The organism is Pseudoalteromonas sp. NZS127_1 (genome assembly GCF_015864295.1).
Classification (GTDB): domain Bacteria; phylum Pseudomonadota; class Gammaproteobacteria; order Enterobacterales; family Alteromonadaceae; genus Pseudoalteromonas; species Pseudoalteromonas arctica.
Genome location: NZ_JADYXO010000001.1, coordinates 709338 through 728776, shown reverse-complemented (window position 1 = coordinate 728776; position 19439 = coordinate 709338). Strand labels below are relative to the sequence as shown.

At 38.9% G+C, this 19439-nt stretch carries 20 protein-coding genes; 7 read left to right on the top strand and 13 right to left on the bottom strand.

Annotated features, from left to right (window positions below; all coding sequences use genetic code 11):
- Positions 1-7: 7 nt before the first annotated feature.
- On the bottom strand, positions 8-433 hold the full coding sequence (locus tag I6F50_RS02990; RefSeq protein ID WP_007582549.1) for a YcfL family protein: 426 nt from the start codon (positions 431-433) through the stop codon (positions 8-10).
- Positions 434-441: 8 nt separating this feature from the next.
- The gene (locus I6F50_RS02985) at positions 442-1806 is read right to left on the bottom strand and encodes a COG3014 family protein (protein WP_165727387.1); all 1365 of its coding nucleotides are present in this window, start codon (positions 1804-1806) and stop codon (positions 442-444) included.
- Positions 1807-2317: 511 nt separating this feature from the next.
- Here I6F50_RS02985 and I6F50_RS02980 point away from each other — a divergent pair.
- Positions 2318-3187 (top strand): DMT family transporter, encoded by an 870-nt coding sequence (locus tag I6F50_RS02980; protein WP_197119733.1) that lies wholly within the window; start codon positions 2318-2320, stop codon positions 3185-3187.
- A gap of 19 nt (positions 3188-3206) precedes the next feature.
- Here I6F50_RS02980 and I6F50_RS02975 read toward each other — a convergent pair whose 3' ends face one another.
- From I6F50_RS02975 to I6F50_RS02945, 7 genes are all read right to left on the bottom strand, one after another.
- Positions 3207-3893 (bottom strand): M15 family metallopeptidase, encoded by a 687-nt coding sequence (locus tag I6F50_RS02975; RefSeq protein WP_010554242.1) that lies wholly within the window; start codon positions 3891-3893, stop codon positions 3207-3209.
- Entirely contained in the window at positions 3893-5023 is a 1131-nt protein-coding gene (dapE, locus tag I6F50_RS02970; protein ID WP_197175278.1) for a succinyl-diaminopimelate desuccinylase, read from the bottom strand. The genes I6F50_RS02975 and dapE overlap by 1 nt, the downstream gene beginning before the upstream one ends.
- Positions 5023-5367 (bottom strand): ArsC family reductase, encoded by a 345-nt coding sequence (locus I6F50_RS02965; protein ID WP_197175276.1) that lies wholly within the window; start codon positions 5365-5367, stop codon positions 5023-5025. Before I6F50_RS02965 ends, dapE begins: the two co-directional genes overlap by 1 nt.
- Positions 5368-5371: 4 nt before the next feature.
- The gene (locus I6F50_RS02960) at positions 5372-5869 is read right to left on the bottom strand and encodes a PTS glucose transporter subunit IIA (RefSeq protein ID WP_197175274.1); all 498 of its coding nucleotides are present in this window, start codon (positions 5867-5869) and stop codon (positions 5372-5374) included.
- A 3-nt stretch (positions 5870-5872) separates the two neighbouring features.
- Positions 5873-6259 (bottom strand): ACT domain-containing protein, encoded by a 387-nt coding sequence (locus tag I6F50_RS02955; RefSeq protein ID WP_007582563.1) that lies wholly within the window; start codon positions 6257-6259, stop codon positions 5873-5875.
- A 226-nt stretch (positions 6260-6485) separates the two neighbouring features.
- Entirely contained in the window at positions 6486-8645 is a 2160-nt protein-coding gene (gene pta, locus I6F50_RS02950; RefSeq protein WP_165727393.1) for a phosphate acetyltransferase, read from the bottom strand.
- A 1-nt stretch (position 8646) separates the two neighbouring features.
- Positions 8647-9861, bottom strand: a complete 1215-nt coding sequence (locus I6F50_RS02945) for an acetate kinase (protein ID WP_165727394.1) — start codon at positions 9859-9861, stop codon at positions 8647-8649.
- A gap of 284 nt (positions 9862-10145) precedes the next feature.
- On the opposite strand from I6F50_RS02945, the gene yfbV reads away from it, so the two are divergent.
- Positions 10146-10592 carry a terminus macrodomain insulation protein YfbV gene (gene yfbV, locus I6F50_RS02940; RefSeq protein ID WP_007582569.1) on the top strand — a complete coding sequence of 149 codons (447 nt, stop codon included), beginning with the start codon at positions 10146-10148 and terminating at the stop codon, positions 10590-10592.
- Here yfbV and I6F50_RS02935 read toward each other — a convergent pair.
- Genes I6F50_RS02935 through xthA form a run of 3 tightly spaced genes read right to left on the bottom strand, consistent with a single transcriptional unit; the run spans position 10589 to position 12860 of the window.
- Positions 10589-11404: a putative RNA methyltransferase gene (locus I6F50_RS02935; protein ID WP_165727395.1), complete on the bottom strand. Its 816-nt coding sequence runs from the start codon at positions 11402-11404 to the stop codon at positions 10589-10591. The two genes, yfbV and I6F50_RS02935, sit on opposite strands and share 4 nt — an antisense overlap.
- Positions 11401-12048, bottom strand: coding sequence for an energy-coupling factor ABC transporter permease (locus tag I6F50_RS02930; RefSeq protein WP_197119731.1), 648 nt, complete (start codon positions 12046-12048; stop codon positions 11401-11403). The genes I6F50_RS02935 and I6F50_RS02930 overlap by 4 nt, the downstream gene beginning before the upstream one ends.
- Before the next feature lie 5 nt (positions 12049-12053).
- Positions 12054-12860 (bottom strand): exodeoxyribonuclease III, encoded by an 807-nt coding sequence (xthA, locus tag I6F50_RS02925; RefSeq protein WP_165727397.1) that lies wholly within the window; start codon positions 12858-12860, stop codon positions 12054-12056.
- Between the two features lie 240 nt (positions 12861-13100).
- Here xthA and I6F50_RS02920 point away from each other — a divergent pair, with 240 nt between their 5' ends.
- From I6F50_RS02920 to rluB, 4 genes are all read left to right on the top strand, one after another.
- Positions 13101-13532 carry a hypothetical protein gene (locus I6F50_RS02920; RefSeq protein WP_007582577.1) on the top strand — a complete coding sequence of 144 codons (432 nt, stop codon included), beginning with the start codon at positions 13101-13103 and terminating at the stop codon, positions 13530-13532.
- Positions 13533-13759: 227 nt separating this feature from the next.
- Positions 13760-14281 (top strand): EF-hand domain-containing protein, encoded by a 522-nt coding sequence (locus I6F50_RS02915; RefSeq protein WP_165721507.1) that lies wholly within the window; start codon positions 13760-13762, stop codon positions 14279-14281.
- Positions 14282-14432: 151 nt separating this feature from the next.
- Positions 14433-15023 carry an SMC-Scp complex subunit ScpB gene (scpB, locus tag I6F50_RS02910; RefSeq protein WP_024590449.1) on the top strand — a complete coding sequence of 197 codons (591 nt, stop codon included), beginning with the start codon at positions 14433-14435 and terminating at the stop codon, positions 15021-15023.
- Entirely contained in the window at positions 15020-15892 is an 873-nt protein-coding gene (gene rluB / locus I6F50_RS02905) for a 23S rRNA pseudouridine(2605) synthase RluB (RefSeq protein ID WP_007582584.1), read from the top strand. The genes scpB and rluB overlap by 4 nt, the downstream gene beginning before the upstream one ends.
- 83 nt (positions 15893-15975) lie before the next feature.
- Here rluB and I6F50_RS02900 read toward each other — a convergent pair whose 3' ends face one another.
- Complete coding sequence (locus I6F50_RS02900) at positions 15976-16722, bottom strand: YciK family oxidoreductase (RefSeq protein WP_197119730.1); 747 nt, start codon at positions 16720-16722, stop codon at positions 15976-15978.
- Between the two features lie 206 nt (positions 16723-16928).
- On the opposite strand from I6F50_RS02900, the gene I6F50_RS02895 reads away from it, so the two are divergent.
- Positions 16929-19358, top strand: coding sequence for a VolA/Pla-1 family phospholipase (locus I6F50_RS02895; RefSeq protein ID WP_197175272.1), 2430 nt, complete (start codon positions 16929-16931; stop codon positions 19356-19358).
- The last annotated feature ends 81 nt before the right edge of the window (positions 19359-19439 follow it).

Here is a 19439-nt window from a genome sequence, read left to right as displayed (position 1 = left end):
GTTTCCTTTAATCTTTAAATTCTTGTGATTCGGTAGACACTTCTCTTACTGCTAAAGAAAAGGTAACCGCATCAGAGCTAGGTGCTAAGCCCGGTAATTGTGTTTTTGCAAAACCAAATAAGGTAAGTGCTTGCCAAGGTGAATGATTGCCTTTAATAACAAAGCCGTCTTTATCAAACCAATTAAATTGATACTGCAAATACTGTGATTTTTTATACTGGCTCGAAAGTGTCACTACTACATCGGTTAACTGGTTGGTTTGACGTGTTTTAACATCAGTAATGGCCAGCTTTTTACCGAGCTCTGGATTATCTACACGTAATTGCTCATTAAACTGATTTTTATTTTGTTCAACGGAAATACCCGATGTAACCGGTTTACTGGAACATGCACTGAGCATTAAGACTGCTAATAATGGCGCTATGTATTTCATGATGGCTCCTAAAGTTGAACTACGTGGTAATTAAAGTAGTTATTAACGGAGGTTAAGTAAATTAACGTTAACCCTTGCTTACTAACGGTAAAATTTATAGGTGCTTGTGTGCCTATATGCAGAGAATGCTCACCTGTATTTAGGCTTTGCCTTGCAACACTTATTTGATTTGGAAGTGTAAGCCAGCTACGTGTATCAGCTTGCTCAGACGCCAAATTATAAATATTAGCAAGTATGTTACCTACATCACCGGCACTGCGAGCAAGTTCTGCACGCACTTTCTCTTTAGCTACTAATCTGAGTACTTGGCGAGCTACTTTTGCAGGTATTTGATCTTCTAATGTTTTTGCTGCAAGTGCTTCAATGTGTACTAATGGGCTCAGCTCTATGCTTTGTGCATCTATGTTTATATTATTAAGGCGGCGCACATAGGCATTATCTTTATACACTGGCATTGCAAGGCTGTAAAAGCGTGCATCGCCGCGTGATGAATAAATTGGTAAGCGCAGTTTAAATTCATCTTGTTTTGGTACTAAGCCTTGTTCAAATAAAACAATTACTTCGCCTTGCGTTGCAGAAATTGTGGGTGCATCACTAAAACGTTTTTTAAATTCACTTAGGTCTTGGTCAAACCCTTGTTTTTTAGCAAGGCGCATTACGTCCTGCTGTAAATAAATATTGTTAGGTTGTATAGCCAGTGCTTTTTTATAATCAATATAAGCATCGTCATACTGTTTAGCACTTTGATAAAGCAAAGCAGATAAATAAAATGTGTAGGCATTTTGAAAGCCATTTTTTACATCTCTGGTTACATTGCCCATGCTAGGGTAGTGCTGCTGCGCTTCTTTAACTGTTGAGTCGCCATCTGTTTTATTTTCGCTTAGTGCATCAACTTGTACTTTATTAGCGCGGCGAATTTCGACCAAAGCGCCTTCTACATCATTTTTATACACGTAGTTAAGTGCTTTATAACTATGAAGCATACTCATTTCGTAAGCCGGTGGCACATAAGTTATGGCTGAGTCGTTAGTAAATAACGCATTGCTTTGCTCAAGCCCCGCACTTACTTGTATTTTGGCGGCTTCACGTTTTTTTTGCATTTGCGTATACACGTTCTCAAATTTACCTTGTGCCTCTTGTGGCATATTGGCTAAGTCGTTTAAGCGAGCTTGCTCAAGTTGGTTGAGTAAGTAGCTGCTGTGCATGGTGCTATTATCGGCAATAAGGGATTGCGCTTCTTCGATATTGTTTTTCTCGATCGCATTTCTTATTGGTGTCATTTGCGTGGCATAGTCATTAAATAGGTCATTAAAGCCCATTGTGCTACACCCACTTAAAATACAACAAAAGCTTAAAATTATACTTAGGCGCACTGCGCACTCCTCTAAATTCACCTGTATACATTAACATATTATTTTTAGCTAAATGTGTGAAATATTGTAAAAAATCGTAGAGTAAAACTGCCTGCTAATAAAGAAATATAAAATGACATTGGTGAACAAAGTGTGAATTTTCTTGTTGGGTAACAATATTGAAATACTTAAGGTACTTTATTGGTCTTATTGAATACAATGATCCCTAAAGCGTAATGATAAATGAATTTTTTAAATGAAGTAATTGATATTCACTAAGTCGTATACGAAAAATACTAAAAGGATATCTTGTGTTGTAGACACCGTATTTTGCAAATGCGGCTAAGATTTTAGTATAAATAATCTAATTTATTAAAACTAAATACTCCCTTTGCACAGTTATACCAATCCTGTTTAAATGTGCTGCTCAGTAAGCGGTTTTATAGGCGCTTATGACAATGTTTTTAGCTTAGTAGGTTAATTAATTAATTGAAATAACGCTGTAATTTGTTTTTATTGCTAAGGAATTTTTTTGAAAGCTACGTTGTACACAATAATTGCTTTAATTGCGTTTGCTGCAAACTCTCTTTTTTGCAGAATGGCTTTAGCCGAAGGCTATATAGATGCTTGGAACTTTACAGTTATTCGCTTACTCAGTGGTGCTGCGTGTTTGGGCATTATAATGGCTATTTATACTCATAATTTAAAACGAAAAGGCACTTTTAACCCCGCTATTTTAAGCGATAAAGGAAGCTGGCGAAGCAGTATAAGCCTATTAGTTTATGCACTTTGTTTTTCGATTGCATACGTAGAGCTGGATACAGGCACCGGTGCACTGATTTTGTTTTCAGCCGTGCAACTCACTATGATTGGCTGGGGTATATATCAAAAAGAGCAGTTGAGTGTGCTTCAGTGGTGCGCGTTTATAGTGGCGCTAGGTGGGTTTGTATATTTAATGCTGCCATCTGCTGCTGTACCTTCATTATTAGGTGCATCACTTATGGCACTCAGTGGTGTGGCATGGGGTATTTACAGTATTCGCGGTAAAGTGTGCGTATCGCCACTGCGTACTACGGGGTTTAACTTTATAAGAAGCTTAGTGGCTATCCCTGTTTTATTACTTGTTGGTATGAGTTATTTAAAAAATATGAGTATTGAAGGGGTTTTGCTTGCATGTGCCTCGGGTGCGATAGCGTCTGGAATTGGTTACAGTGTTTGGTATGTGGCTATGCCACTGCTTAAAAGTACCCAAGCTGCTGTTGTGCAGCTTTGTGTACCTGTACTTGCAGCCTTGGCCGGGGTCTTGTTTTTATCAGAGCAGGTCACAATGGAATTTATTGTAGCAAGCTCATTAATATTAGGCGCTGTGCTGGTATTTATCTTAAATAAAAAGAAGGTGTGATACCACTTAAACAAGTTCTTTATGGCGGACTAACGTTCGTTACAAAGCGTGTATAAATAGCGGGTAAGTTATCAAGTATTGCCTGCTTACCCTGTAGTTCACTGTTTTTTATGCATTCAAAAAGTACTTGTTCACTAAGCTTATTCACTAATAATTGCGATTGCTTAATATGGCTTATATGCCAAAGCTCAGGTGCGACACCACCTAAATCATGCTGGTAAGGGCGATAAAAGCCAAATTTATCTAAGTTAGTATCAAGCCAATTACTTAAAGGCGCAAACGGCCCACCTTGCAGGTATTCATCAGGTGTTAGCTGTAGTTTATAATCATCGCTTACCGCAGCTTTATCAAACACATCTAAATCGGTGCCTAAATGGTGCCTGCTTGCCCCAGGTAATGCAGAGTAGAGCATTATTGCTATGCATTTATCTACATCATTTAATTTAGTTAAATCTACAACCTTTTGCTGTTTATTATAAACAGGTCGAATACCTAAAAACTTATTATTCCAAATAATTGATTGACGATTAAAGTCGCGAAAACTTGAGGCAATAGTAAGCTCAAATCCTGCTTTTTGTGCTGCACTTTGCAGCGCTAAAAAGTCGCTGATAATAGCGCTGTGCAAGCGATGATTTTGTATATCAGTTAAATGTGTATCACTTTGCCCTGTGATACACATTATTGGTGTTGGTTTAGTTACATCCATTATGCTAAAAGTTGCTCTAGTATTTGCTCGTAAATGTCGGCAAGGGCTATTAAGTCATCGGTACTTACGCATTCATCTATTTTATGAATAGTGGCGTTACGTGGTCCAAGTTCAATTACTTTAGCCCCTGTTTGTGCAATAAAACGACCATCTGATGTGCCGCCGGTAGTTTCTAGATTCGTGGTTAAACCGGTTACTGATTTAATCGCTTTTACTGTGGCATCAACAAGTGGGCCGTGCTCGGTAATAAAAGGCAAGCCATTTACTATCCAGCTTAATTCATAATTTAAGTTATGCTTTTGTAGAATGTCATTTACACGCTGTTGTAATTGCTCATGTGTTACTTGCGTGCTAAATCTAAAGTTAAACTGTACTTCTAGATCACCCGGAATAACATTACCAGCACCTGTGCCGCCATTAATATTCGAAATTTGAAAGCTGGTAGCAGGGAAGTATTCATTTCCATTATCCCACACAGTTTGGCTAAGTTCAGTAAGGGCAGGCGTTGCTAGATGAATTGGGTTTTGTGCTAAATGTGGGTAGGCGACATGACCTTGTACGCCTTTAACCGTTAGGTAAGCGGTAAGTGAACCTCTGCGGCCATTTTTAACCACATCACCGAGTACATCGCGTGATGATGGCTCGCCTACAAGGCACATATCAATTTTTTCACCGCGTGCTTCTAATGTATCAATTACGCGAGTAGTCCCGTTTACAAACGGGCCTTCTTCGTCAGAAGTAATTAAAAAAGAAATCGAACCTTTATGATCAGGATTTTTAGTAACAAAGCGCTCGGTTGCTACAAGCATTGCAGCTAACGAGCCTTTCATATCGGCAGCGCCACGCCCATGTAATAGGCCATCTTTTATTAATCCTGAAAACGGCGGATGTTGCCAATTTTTTTCAGGACCTGTTGGTACAACGTCGGTGTGACCAGCAAAACAAAAGTGCGGCGATTGTGTGCCTTTTCGAGCCCAAGTATTAAGTGTGTCGGTAAAAAATAATGATTCTATATTAAAACCAACCGCAGCAAGGCGATCGTTCATCATTTGTTGGCAGCCAGCATCTTCGGGCGTTACCGATTCACGTTGGATTAGCGCTTGGGCGAGTTGAATTACGTCATTAGTCATTATTTAAAAATCTCGTCGTATTGGGCTGCTTTAAAACCTAAATGGTAACTGCCATTGTTTACCAGTACTGGACGTTTGATCATGGCAGGTTGTTCAACCAACAATGGGATAGCACTTTCTTTAGTTAGACTCCGTTTTTGCTCATCAGTTAATGCGCGATAAGTTGTTCCACGTTTATTAACGAGTTGTTCCCAATCGAGCTTGTCTGCAAATTCACTCACCATTTGCTCATTTACGCCATCTTTGCGGTAGTCATGAAACGTAAATTCGATGTTGTTATCAGTTAAATGTTTTTTAGCTTTTTTTATCGTATCGCAGTTGCTAATGCCGTATAGAGTGCTCATAAATCTAGTTCTTCTTAATAATAGTTAATAGTGTGTCTTCACCCGCATTTACATGCGAATGCGAGTAATGAAATGTGCCAAGGTTATGGCCGTTTAGTAAAATTAAACTAGCAAGCATTGGAGTATCAAGTTCTCGTAAATCAAAATAAGCAAGGCGTTGACCTTTGCATATTTTGCTACCATTGAGTTGCGCAATATGGGTATGCGTAATTGATTGCGAATCAAAAATAGTTAAGTTAATCAAGACTTTTAGACCATTATTAGCTTGTAGAATAAACTCAGTACCTGCATTTTTTACTTGTAATAAAGTTCCATCAAACGGTGCTAAAATTTTATGACTTGTTAGTTGCACCATAATACCAGGGCCCAGAGTGCCAAAACGAAAAAAAGGTTCTGGGTGCTCATTCAGTTCAATTACTTTACCTGTAAATGGGCTGGTAATATTTATTGCATTAAGAGGCGTTTTATTTTGAGCTAAATAGTCAATTTTTTGAGCTTTCATAAGTTAATTTACCACCACGTTATAACCCTCTTTTTTTAAAGCGGAAATAGCATTTTCTGCAGTGTGTTTTTTTATGAGAATATAATCAGTATCGTAGGTTGAGATTGAAAAGATAGAAATTTTAGCGCGCGCTAATACCCCTGAAATATTAGCCATAATTCCGGTTAACGAAAAGCCAAGTGGACCTACAACCTCTAAAGCTTGCCAGTCGGGTTCGGTATCCAGGCTTTTTACTTCAAAATCGCTTGGGCATACAATTGAAAGTTCATCATGGGTTTTAGAAATAAAAAACAAAGATTGCTTTAAAAGTGCCGCAGGTATGTCGGCATCTACATCTAAACTGTGTATAGATAAAATGGTGCTGTGTAATTGTAATGTTTGTTTTGACATTAAAAGCCTGCGAACAGCAATATTGATAGCTTTATAGTATAGATTATTGGCTTTAAATTAAAGGTGTAACAACGACTAACTCAGCAGTAAATAAGTAGATAAAAGAAGGGAGTAAAAACTTACCCACAATTTCTGTGGATAAGTATGGGGGTTGCAGGGTATAAATAACCTAACTAGTTAATTATTAAATAAATAATAGCTAGGCTATAAAAAGCACACGTTACGTTTAATGAGTAATTAGCGCTTCTGTTTGAGCTGCCTGAATGGCAGTTAAGGCGATTGTATACACAATATCATCAACTAATGCACCACGGCTTAAATCGTTTACAGGTTTACGCATACCTTGCAGCATTGGGCCAATACTTATCAAGTCGGCACTACGTTGTACTGCTTTATACGTGGTATTACCCGTATTCAAATCTGGGAATATAAATACGGTCGCTTTACCGGCTACAGGGCTGTTAGGTGCTTTTTTAAGTGCTACGTTTTCCATTATAGCTGCATCGTATTGTAGTGGGCCGTCGATAATTAGATCAGGACGTTTTTGTTTTGCTATTTTTGTGGCTTCACGTACTTTTTCAACATCGGCACCTGTACCAGAAGTGCCCGTGCTGTAGCTGATCATGGCAACACGCGGCTCTATGCCAAATGCAGCTGCAGAGTCGGCAGATTGAATCGCTATGTCTGCAAGTTGTTCAGCATTAGGGTCTGGGTTAATCGCACAGTCACCGTAAACTAACACTTGGTCAGGCAGTAGCATAAAAAATACAGATGATACTAGTGATGACCCTGGTGCTGTTTTAATCAATTGCAGTGGTGGGCGAATTGTATTTGCCGTAGTGTTTACTGCACCCGATACTAAACCGTCTACTTTACCTTGCTCAAGCATCATTGTACCCAGTACGACGTTATCTTGTAGTTGCTCTTGTGCTACTACGGCAGTTAGGCCTTTGCTTTTACGAATTTCGACCATAGGCGCAATATAATCATTAATAATGCTTTGAGGCTCGATAATACTTACATGTTCGTTTAGCTCAATACCTTGCTGCTGTGCAATGCGCATTATTTCTTCGCGATCGCCTAGTAATATAGTTTTAGCAATTCCGCGTTGACCACAAATAGCAGCCGCTTTAATTGTACGAGGTTCATTACCTTCTGGTAGAACCACGGTTTTACCTGCTTTACGCGCTTTAGTGGTAAGTAAGTAACGAAATGCGGGTGGTGATAACTTACGAGTTTTACCTACACTTTTAGCTAGAGTATCTAGCCAGCTTGAATTGATATGCTCTGCGTTGTGATCTTTTACTTTTTCAATACGCTGGTCATCATCATTTGGTACTTCCATATTAAAGTTATGCAGTAGTAATGATGTACGCCACGTGTCTGCATCGGTTGCGAGTATTGGTAAGCCGGTTTGCATGGCTTGCTCACACAAGGCCATAATACGTGGCTCTGGCTCAAAACCACCGGTGAGTAATATAGCACCAAGTTTAGTGCCGTTCATAGCAGATAAGCACGCAGCAACAAGTATGTCAGAGCGATCGCCCGGTGTTACTAATAAAGCGCCTGGCGTAAAATAATTTAAAATATTTGAAACCGTACGAGCACAAAAAGTAATACGGCGCAGACGACGATGAAGCATATCGCCTTCGTTAATAATCGTGGCTTTTAAGTATGCGCTTAAGTCTTTTACGCGCGGCGCTACTAAGTCAAAATCCCACGGGATTGCACCAAGTAACATAAACGGATTTTTTTTAAAAATAGGCAGGGAGGCTAAACGATTTAACTCGTTTTCAAGCTCTTCAGGTTTATAGGCATCGACTAAATCGGCGCGTGCACGACCTTCTTCATCAAGTGGCGCATTTACTTTATTAAAAATACAGCCCAGTACGCGAGGATGATCGATACCACCGTAGTTACCTGCTGCAATTTCAAGGCGGTCTTCTATTTGAGTAATGGTGTAATTACCTGGGGTAAGTACAAATACAATTTCGGCGCCGAGTGTTTGCGCAATTTCGCGGTTTACACGCCCAGCATAAGGTTGGCGACGAGTAGGTACCATACCTTCAATAATAGCGACTTCGTTATCGTTTATTTTACTTTCAAAGCGTTCAACAATTTCCTCTAGGAGGTCATCACCTTTACCGTCGCCAATCATTTGCTCAGCATAATCAAGTGCAAAAGGCATTGGTGGGTTGATAGGTGAGCCTTGAGTAACTATTTGCGTTGATTTTTCAGGGCCTGTTTCACCAGAACGTGGCTGAGCTATTGGTTTAAAAAAGTTAACTTTAACTGTTTTTTGTTCAAGTGCACGCACTAAACCAACTGATACCGACGTCAAACCCACACCGGTAGAAACAGGAATTAACATAATACGACGTGCCATATTAAAGCTCCTTTACAATATTTGCAGCATCAAGGGCAATAACCCATTCTTCATTGGTTGGCATTACAACTGCTTTGACGTGTGAATTTTTACAGCTAATAACGCCTTCTTGACCAAAGCGCGCATTGAGGTTGGCTTGCGGATTACAATTAATGCCTAAAAAGGCAAGTTGTGTAATTACTTTTTCACGAATAATATCTGAGTTTTCACCAATACCACCAGTAAATATAACAGCATCAAGGCGCTGTAATGGCACCATATACGCCGCGATTTGTTTTGAAAGTCGGTAGCAAAACATTTCAATTGCGAGTATCGCTTTTTTATCACCGGCTATAGCGGCTTCTTCAATGGTACGGCAATCGTTAGAAAGCTCGCTAATACCTAACAAGCCACTTTTTTGATTTAGTAGGTTATCTATTTGCTGGGCTGTGTAATCAAGTTGAGTGGTTAAAAAGTTAAATAAACCAGGGTCAATATCGCCGCTACGTGTGCCCATTATCAGCCCCTCTAGAGGCGTTAGTCCCATGCTGGTATCAACACTCTTACCATTTTTAATAGCGCATACAGAACAGCCGTTGCCTAAGTGGGCACTAATAAAATTGCTTTGCTCGATAGGTTGCTCAAGTAACTTTGCTGTTTGCCCTGCAACATAAAAATGACTTGTGCCGTGAAAACCATAACGCCTAACACCAAACTCGGTGTACAACTTATATGGAAGAGCGTAAAGAAAGGCAACTTCATTCATAGTTTGGTGAAATGCAGTATCAAACACCGCGACTTGTGGCAAACCTTCAAACGATGCCTGCGCCGACGATATACCTAGTAAATTAGCGTGCCCATGAAGCGGCGCAAGCGTTGCCGACTGTGTAATGCCTGCAATTACTTTTTCGTCAATCAATACCGATCGCGTAAAGTGCTCGCCGCCATGTACAACACGATGGCCCACTGCGATAAGTTGCTCGTCTAAGTTGTGATCTTTTATTAAGCTTACAAGCGTATTTATAGCCTTAGCATGTGCTTGATTAGCCGCTAAGTCGATAACTGTTTTAGTACCATTAAATTTGTATTTAATAGAGGGTGCTTTAGCGCCTAAGCGTTCAGCAAGGCCTGAAATAATTTCGTGACCATCGTTCGCATCAATAATGGCAAACTTTAAGCTAGAGCTACCACAATTTAAAACTAAAACGTGTTGTGATTCAGGAGAGGTTGTTGGCATAGATTCAATTTCCATAAACAAATTTAGTAAGTAAACGTTAATTCGTAATCGTTACACTTACGGTATTAAGTAAAGCTAAAACAATTGAATGTTCAATTGCAAAGTGGTTAACGCAATGTTAAATACTTTACCTTAATTGAGATGTTTAAGTTAGGATTGTTCGCCATTAAAAGGTAAATTTAAGCTGTTTTACTGAGAAAGTGTAACTCTTTCATTTTGTGTTACACTTTGCGTATAGCTCGTTTTTCCATTGTATTTAAAAGCAGTATCTGTGAGGAGTCATGATGCAAAAAAGTGTGATGTCACAACTACAAACTGGCCGTTTGTATGGTAAAAAATGGCCAATGCGCAAAGAGCTTGCGCCCTTATTTTTAGAGTTTAGAGTAATTAGAGCGACTGAGCTTGCCATTACAGTAATGCCAATCTTAGCCATGCTAACATTGTTTTTTCAGCTAAATTACTTGGGTTCTGATTTTTTACCGCAAGCCATTGCAAGTGCATTATTTTTTATATCGCTACCATTACAAGGTTTATTTTGGTTGGGTAAGCGAGCGCAAACGCCTTTAGAGCCTGCGATGCAAAAATGGTATAACGAGCTGTACACTAAAATGGCAGCTAATGGATATCAAACGCAGTTAAGTGAAAACAAGCCCCGTTATATGGAGCTTGCCAATTTACTTAAAGATATGTTTGATAAAATGGACAGGGCGTTTACTAAAGAGCAGTTTTAGAGAGTTACATCATTATCTATTTTGGTAAACTGAGTAATATAAAACGATAAGGTGACAGTGTGTTCACCTTTTTCTTCGAGTGCTGTCCAGTGCTCGGGTCTAAATTTCCATGCAAATGGCGTCATCATTATTAAGTTTTTAATATCAGTAAAGCTAAGCGCTACATGCTCTGTTAAAAGGATCTGCTCTGATTTTTGAAACCCTTTTGGAGTGGCTATTTCAGTATGTTCGTTTACTTCTGAATATATATACGATTTTAGCTCTTTTAAATGACAGGGTCCTGGGCTTGCAACCACTAATGTTGCGTTTTGATTTGCTAGGCGTTCAAGCTCTTGCTCAAATAAAGGTGCAAATACGCTAACAAGTACATCAGCAAATTGGCTTTTAAAGGGAGCTTGGCTGATTGATGCCACACTAAAATGGCAATTAGGGTAGCGCTTTGCTGCATATTTAACCGCTGATTTTGAAATATCGACACCGTATACAACAGCATTTGTTTTATTCGCTATTGCTTGGGTATAAAACCCTTCACCGCATCCTAAATCAATAATAGTTTTTGCACTTATATTACTGATTATATCACTAAGGCTTTGCTGTAAAAAACGATAATACCCACGCTCTAAAAATGCACGTCTGGCTTGTACCATTTCAAGTGAATCACCCGGCTGTTTTGAATTTTTCTGTTGCACAGGCAGTAAATTAACATAGCCTTCTTTAGCAAAATCAAAGCTGTGGTTGTTAGCACAACGAAGTGTTGAATCAGTTTTCAAAAGTGCTAGGTTACACAGGGGGCATTGATATTCAAGACTCATGAGCCTAGGTAGTCCTTATCGTAAAAAGTTTTTACCCAATGCGGGCGATAGGTGATCATAATTGTTATAGCCATGCCGTTGAGCATTGCTTCAGGAAACCAAATTATGGCACTTAAATAAACGTAGTTATCTGCAAGTTCTTGCCAATTGTATTGCCCTATAGCTAAGTAAAATAAAGCACCTAGGCTTATTTTTATACAGGCTATAAATCCTGCGGTTATAAACGCACAAACAAATATATAGACAAAAAAATGACGAGGTAAATATTGGTAACTAATTATAAAGCCAAGATAGCTCAATAAAATAGGAATAAACGCACCAATAAGCAGTTGTACTGGTAACAGCTCAAGTTCAATTTGACCAAAGGCAGCGAGTAGGGCTGTGGCAAGTAGGCTACTTAAAATAGTCAACCGCCAGCCTAAAATTAATGTAGCAGCCGTAACACCTAGTATGTGTAAATCAAGGCCAGTTAAAATGCCAGCCTTTATTCGCCAAAGCACTGCAAACACTAACGCACACGCAAGTACGCCAGTTTGACGGACTGGCGTATTAAGCAATGTTTTATATGTTTTTTTATCAAAGCTTAATAGAGCAATAATAATTACAAGAGCCAAAAGTAGCCCCTGCATTGTTAGGCTGAGCATAATAATTACTTAAATGTTGACCATATAGGGGCATGATCTGACGGTTTTTCAATACCGCGAAGTTCGTAATCAATACCTGTATCTATGCAGCGTGCTGCAAGCTCATTGGTTGCAAGCACTACATCTATACGAAGTCCTCGATTATCTACAAACCCTTTAGAGCGATAGTCAAACCATGAGTATTGATCGTCTGTTTCGGGGTTTTGCTCTCTAAAGGTGTCTTTAAAACCCCAATTAAGTAATGTTGCAAGCCATTCACGCTCTACCGGTTGAAAAGAACATTTACCCGTTTTTAACCAACGTTTAGCATTTACTTCGCCAATACCAATATCTAAATCGGTAGGTGATATGTTGATATCACCCATAACGATGACGTCTTGATCGGGTGTGTGATTGGTTTCAAGGTGTGTCATTAAATCTTTATAAAATTGACGTTTATAAGGGAATTTAGTTTCGTGATTAATATTATCACCTTGTGGGAAATAGCCATTCATGACAGTAAGGTCGCGACCGTTTTCTTGTTCAACAGTGACGCTTATCATGCGTTTTTGCGATTCATCTGTATCGGTGGCAAAACCTTTTAAGACCGATTTAGGCTCTTTTTTGCATAACATAGCTACGCCATAATGCGCTTTTTGACCATGAAAGTAGACGTGATATCCCATTTTTTGAACATCTTCTAATGGGAATGCTTCGTCGTGAACTTTAATCTCTTGCAAGCCAATAACGTCTGGTTGATGTTTGTCGATAATTGCTTGTAATTGGTGAAGACGAGCACGCAGACCATTGATATTGAAAGAAATCACTTTCATAAAATTTACCTTAAAATTGGTTCTATTTAATAGATTAAATTGTATCAGTAAATACGCGCACATAACATGACTGAATTGAGATAATAGCTGCGCAAATGTTGATCAAATGATGGGTAAAGTTTAAACATTGTGAATACAATATTAATTATTTAAATAAATAAAAAATTCAATTGAACTTAACTTTATTGAATATATAATGCGCGAAATTCACTTGTTTAGCTCGTTCAAATAGGATCTCTCATGAAAACTCAACTACTTTTAGCCACTGCTTTACTAGCATCTGCAACTGCGTCAGCTCAAAGCAATACTTACTTTAGCCAAGATAACAAAATTGAGTCTAAGTTATGTGTACTAAGTGCAAACGAAGGCTTTAGCGTTGCTCGTAAAGAAGCTGCCCAGCACGGTGTTTACCTATCTCGTTTTTCTAAAAGCATTTTATGTAATGGTGAAGATATTCGTGATATTGCTAAAAAAACGACATTAAGCAACGCATCAGTTGAGAAAGTAGAAGTATTTGCAAAAGACGCTCAACAAGAAACTCAATTATGTATGACGGCTTTAAAACAAGGTTTAGCACCTGTTCGTCAAAAAATTGGTAACCTAAACTCATTAAAATGTAATGGTCAAAACGTTACTGAGTTTGTTAAACGCTACCAAAACGCAGCAATCTAATTATTAGCTTAACTATAATAAGTAAATTTGAAATGCCTGGTTTTTACCGGGTATTTTTTTGCAAAAATTACAAGGTTGTTTGCAAAGCTTGCAAGCTTAACTTATTGAAACTGTTTAATAAATATACCGATCGAGATTAAGTTATTGATTATTATAAGTTAACTATTATTGGCATTGGATTTGTATTAGTTAAAGTGACATTTAATTAATTACGAAGGATACGTCTTATGAAAAAGTTAACATTAGCAGCCACTATTTTAGCATCATTAAGCTTAGCGGCTTGTTCATCTAATCAAGGTCTTGAAAGAATAGACAGTGACTTTGCAAGTTTAGATAATGATAGCGATGGCTACATCTCAAAAGTTGAAGCTGATGACGATAGCATTTGGGGCCATTTTTCAAATATTGATACCAATATGGATAACGAAATTAGCCGCAAAGAATTTAACACTTATATGAAGCTTAATAATGGCAAAGTAGCCACTGATTCTGAAGTAAGTGAGTCGGCATTTAAAGCTGAAATTGCTAAATTCGATAAAATTGAAAGCAGCTTTGCAAGTCTAGATAACGACAGCAATGGCTATATCTCGGTAGTTGAAGGTAACGATGATGATATTTCAAATCATTTTGGTTACATGGATAAAAACCAAGATAAGCGCATCAGTAAAAGCGAGTTTATGGGTTACATTAAAAAATACGGTAACGCAGTAGCTGAAGATGATGCATTAGAAGCTTTTAAAAGTAACTAATAGTTACCATTTTAGTAAGTAAGATTAAAGCCAGTGCTAGGCACTGGCTTTTTTGTGTTTTAAATTTAGTTATTTGATAGATATATTTTCCTAGTTTGGTGTTGTTCTGTCATAATAGATGGCTGTGTATTTTTATTTGTTAGGAGTGTGTATGGCGGGTCGGCGAATTAGTGATGAACAACTAGTTGAGATCATTGAAGCAGCTATTTTTGTTGCAGATAAGCCTGTTAGTAAACGCCACCTTAAAGACATCGTATTAATAGATTTAGCTATTTCTATGGCACGAATAAATGACGCAATAGATACAATACAAGAGCATTTTCAAACTCGTGGTATTCGCTTAGTTGAAGTTGGTAGTGGGTATCGGTTTCAGGCATGCAGTAGTTTAAGCCCTTGGTTAAATAACTTGTGGCAAGAACGCGCACCAAAATACTCGCGTGCTTTACTGGAAACATTATCACTTATTGCATACAGGCAGCCCATTACACGCGGCGAAATTGAGCAAGTAAGGGGTGTTACTACGGGTTCGAATATTATTAAAACCTTACTCGAAAGAGAGTGGGTTAAAGTGGTAGGGCATAAAGAGGTTCCGGGAAAGCCGGCTTTATATGCAACTACTAAGCAATTTTTAGATTATTTTTCGTTAACTGGACTTGAAAATTTACCTGCGTTGCCAACAGAGCAGCAAAGTAAAATTAACCAGTTATTGAGCGATCCTTCTGTGAGAGAACCATCCGAATGAGTATTATACAAGGTGAAAAGTTACAAAAAGTCTTAGCCCGTGCAGGCGTAGGCTCACGCCGTGAAATGGAAAAATACATTGACGCAAACCGCGTTAGTGTAAACGGTAAAGTGGCAAAGTTAGGTGACCGTGTTGAAGAAACCGATTTGATTCGTGTTGACGGACACAGTGTAAAAATCGAAGAAAAAGCAGACCGAATCTGTCGTGTGATTATGTATAACAAACCAGAAGGTGAGTTAAGCACACGTAAAGATCCTGAAGGGCGTCGTACTGTATTTGACCGACTTCCTCGTATTGATGGCGATCGCTGGATTGCGGTTGGTCGACTAGACGTTAATACATCGGGTTTAATGCTTTTTACAAACGATGGTGAACTGGCAAACCGTTTAATGCACCCAAGCTATGAAGTAGAGCGTGAATACTCTGCACGTGTATTTGGTGAAGTAACCAACGAGACGGTTAAAAACTTACTACGTGGTGTTGAGCTTGAAGATGGTCCAGCCAAATTCACGACTGTAACCCCTATGGGTGGCGAAGGCGTTAACCGTTGGTTTAACGTAACGTTAAATGAAGGGCGTAACCGTGAAGTTCGTCGTTTATGGCAGTCTCAAGATGCGGAAGTATCTCGTCTTATTCGTATTCGTTACGGTAAACTAGAGCTTGATAAGCGCGTGCCACAAGGTGGTTGGATGGAGTATGATTTAGAAACAGTAAACTACTTGCGTAAAACCGTTAAATTAGGCCGCGAAACACAAACTAAGCTTTCTGTTATGCCTGAAAAACGCAAAGATAAACGCGCTAAAATCAACCAAATTCGTAAAGCAGTTAAAAAACACAATCAGCGTGTTAAGCCGACTAAACGTAAATAATCAATTAGTTATTTATTGAACACAAAAAAGCCGCTAATTGCGGCTTTTTTAATGTGAGTTGTTTAAACTATTTAAACTCCAAACTACTTTTTTACTTGAGCATCTAACGATTTGCCATTCACTTCACTAGAATCATCGCTCATCAAGTATAAGTAGGTTGGCATTAAATCCTCTGGTGTAGCAAGGGTATCTCTATCTTCGCCAGGATATGCAGCTGCACGCATAGATGTACGCGTTGCACCTGGATTAATACAGTTTATACGAATATTCGTTTTACCTACTTCACATGCCCATGTTTGCATCATACCTTCTACTGCAAATTTTGAGATGGCATAAGGCCCCCAAAATTCACGACCTTTGCGGCCTACACCTGATGACGTGAATACTATCGATGCATTATCAGATTTACGAAGAACGGGAAAAAGTGCTTTAGTGATCATAGCTTGTGCAGTGACGTTTACTTTCATTATGTTTTCGAACGTAGATGAGCAAAAATGTTCAAGTGGACCAAGCGACCCTAAAATACCTGCATTATTAAGCAACCCATCAAGGCGTCCAAACTGATATTCGATTGTTGCAGCAAGGTCACGGTAGTTTTGCTTCGTTGCGCCTTTAAAATCCATAGGGACTATTGCAGGTTTAGGGTAGCCAGCATTAACAATTTCATCGTAAACACATTCAAGTTTATTAGTTGTTTTTCCTAATAAGATAACTGTAGCGCCGTATTTTGCATACGTAATTGCTGCAACTCGGCCAATACCATCACCGGCGCCTGTTATTAAAATAACTTTATCTTTAAGTGCGTTTTCAGCTGCTTGATATGTGTGCATAAAAGTACCAATTCATATAATTTTTTTGATTTTAACATAGCGAAACGTGAAGTAATCGAATTTATTGTAAAATTAGGTGGCGAAAATAGAAACTTTACGTTAAGTTTAACTGGTCTAATGTCTCATTAATAACCTGATTACATTGTTTTAACTTAATACACTGATTAAACACACTATAAAAATAAAATACGTGCGGAGCCAACAATATGAAAAAAATGCTACTTTCACTCTCGGTTACAGCTGCTTTAGCAGGTTGTGGCGGTGGAGAAACGTTAACAGATGTCAAGAACGACACAGCACCAGTTATCCCAACAGCAACAGTTACATTTGATCCAGCAGCAGGTATCTTATCGGTACCTAATGATTTATTAATGAGTGGAACTCAAGACGGTACACTTAATATTCCTGGTGAATTAGATGACAACAATGTGTCTATTTCGCGCGCAGCTTATGCAAACCCTCAACTTGCACTAGGTGCACTTGATGGTTGGTCTTCGCAGGTTCCTTATAAAATCGATTTAACATTCCCACCAAATGTGAGTTTAGATGAAGCGTCTGCTGGGACCCCTGGTACAGTAAGAATTTTTGAAGTTGTAATGGGTGCAAGTTTAACTGATGCAGAATGTTCAGTTGTAGCTGCCGGTACTGCTTGTAAATTGGTCGGTGAGCTTACTTTTGGTGTTGACTTTGTTACTCAAGCTTCAGGTGATGGCGTTGCAATTATTCCTTTAAAACCATTTACGGCAGGTAGCTCATACATCAATGTATTAACTACTGGTCTTAAAGATTCATTAGGGCGTTCTATTGAGCCTTCTTCTACTTATGGGCTGGTTAAACAAGAAGCGCCATTAATTACAGAAGCTCAACTTGGTTTGCAGGGTGCTGTTAACAGTTACGAAAATGTAGTTGTAAGTTCAGGAAATATCGCAAAAGAAGATATTATTTTTTCTAGTGCGATGACTATTCAATCAGCAGGCCCGGTACTCGGGACAATTAAAAAATTGCTAGCTGCAAGCTTGCAACAGCCTGCGTTACCAACTCCTGCGCTTCAAGTTCCTGAACAGCCTATGGTAAATGTACAACAAGTATTTGCTTCTCAGGGTGTAGAAGTCTCTGCTGCTTTCTCTGGTGTGCAATATCAAAAAGGTAGCATTATGTTACCGATGTATTTAGGTACGCCAACGGGTACTGATATTAGTGATTTAAGTGATACATATTGGCAAGGTATGTGTGATAACGCGGTGGCAATAATTGGTTATAAGGCCGTTGCAGGCGATGCATTTCCGACAGATCCTATTAGTGAAAATGATGGTTTATGTTCTGCATTAAGTGACGGACAATTACGTGACTTAGGACTAGACAGCACACGTCATTTAACAAAATACAACTCAATTCCAAAAGTACAAAGCATGGCAAATGTGCCAGTGCAAGTTACTAAACCTATTTTACCGATAATTAATGGTGTCCGTGCACAGTTACAATTAGATCCTATCGCTATGCCTGAAGGTGGATGGCCTGTTGTGATTATGCAGCACGGTATTACAACACAAAAAGAAAGTATGCTTGCTTTAACTGCGCAGCTTTCTATTCAAGGCTTTGCAACGGTTGCTATTGACCATCCAAGACATGGTGAGCGCGGGATAGATGTTGATGGTGATGGAACAGACGACTTTAATGCAACAACAGGTTCTGTGCTTAGTTACATGAACTTAAGTTCATTACTTGTTGCACGTGATAGCTTACGTCAATCGGCTGCTGATTTATTAGGCCTTCGTTTAGGCTTAAACTTTATTAACGATACAACTATTAATAGTAAAGACGTTACCTACATTGGGCATTCGCTAGGTTCTATTGTTGCTCCAGCATTTATTGCTCAAGCTAATACGCCAATGGCAGAAACGCTTGATCCGCTATTTAATGTAAACACAGTAGCTCTTGCAAGTGGTGGTGGCGGTATAGCAAGCTTCTTACTTGAATCTGCTGCGTTTGGTCCATTTATTCAAGGTTCAGTACTTTCACAAGCGGGTACAACAGAAGCTGATGAATTTACTGCATACTTACAAGGAGATGCAGTTTCTAACTGTGGCTCATTAATACCAGACATGGAAGCTTACTTGACGTGTGGTTACAACGAATATATTGCATCACTTACCACTGCGGGTGAAACGACTAAACTTACTAACATTCAAGGTGTATTTACACAGTTTGCTTTTGCGGCGCAAACAGCGCTAGATAGTGGTGATCCAACGAACTACGCAGCCACTGTGAAAGCATTAGGTACTCCTGTTTATACTAATGTTGTTGTGGGTGATGGTGTTGATAACAAGCCTGACCAAGTGATACCACCAATGGCAGCTAATAATCCTATTTCTGGCACAATTCCATTAGCTAACTTGATGGGTCTTGAGACAGTAAGTTCTTCGCAAGCATTGAGTGAAACACCAGCAAGCTACTTAGTTAAATTTACTAAAGGGCATCATGGTTCTATATTAACACCAGCTCAAGATGCTGCACAGGCTGCAACTGTTGAAGGCAGTGCTGCCGCTAATGCAGAAATGCAGTTGCAAGTAGCTACTTACTTAGCTGCTCGCGGACGGATGTTATTAGTTTCCAACCCTGAGGTTGTGACTGATTAATAACCAGTAAAATAATTAACCTTTAAAAGCCACTGAAAAGTGGCTTTTTTTTGCTTTAAAGCATGCTAAATTAGCTGAAAT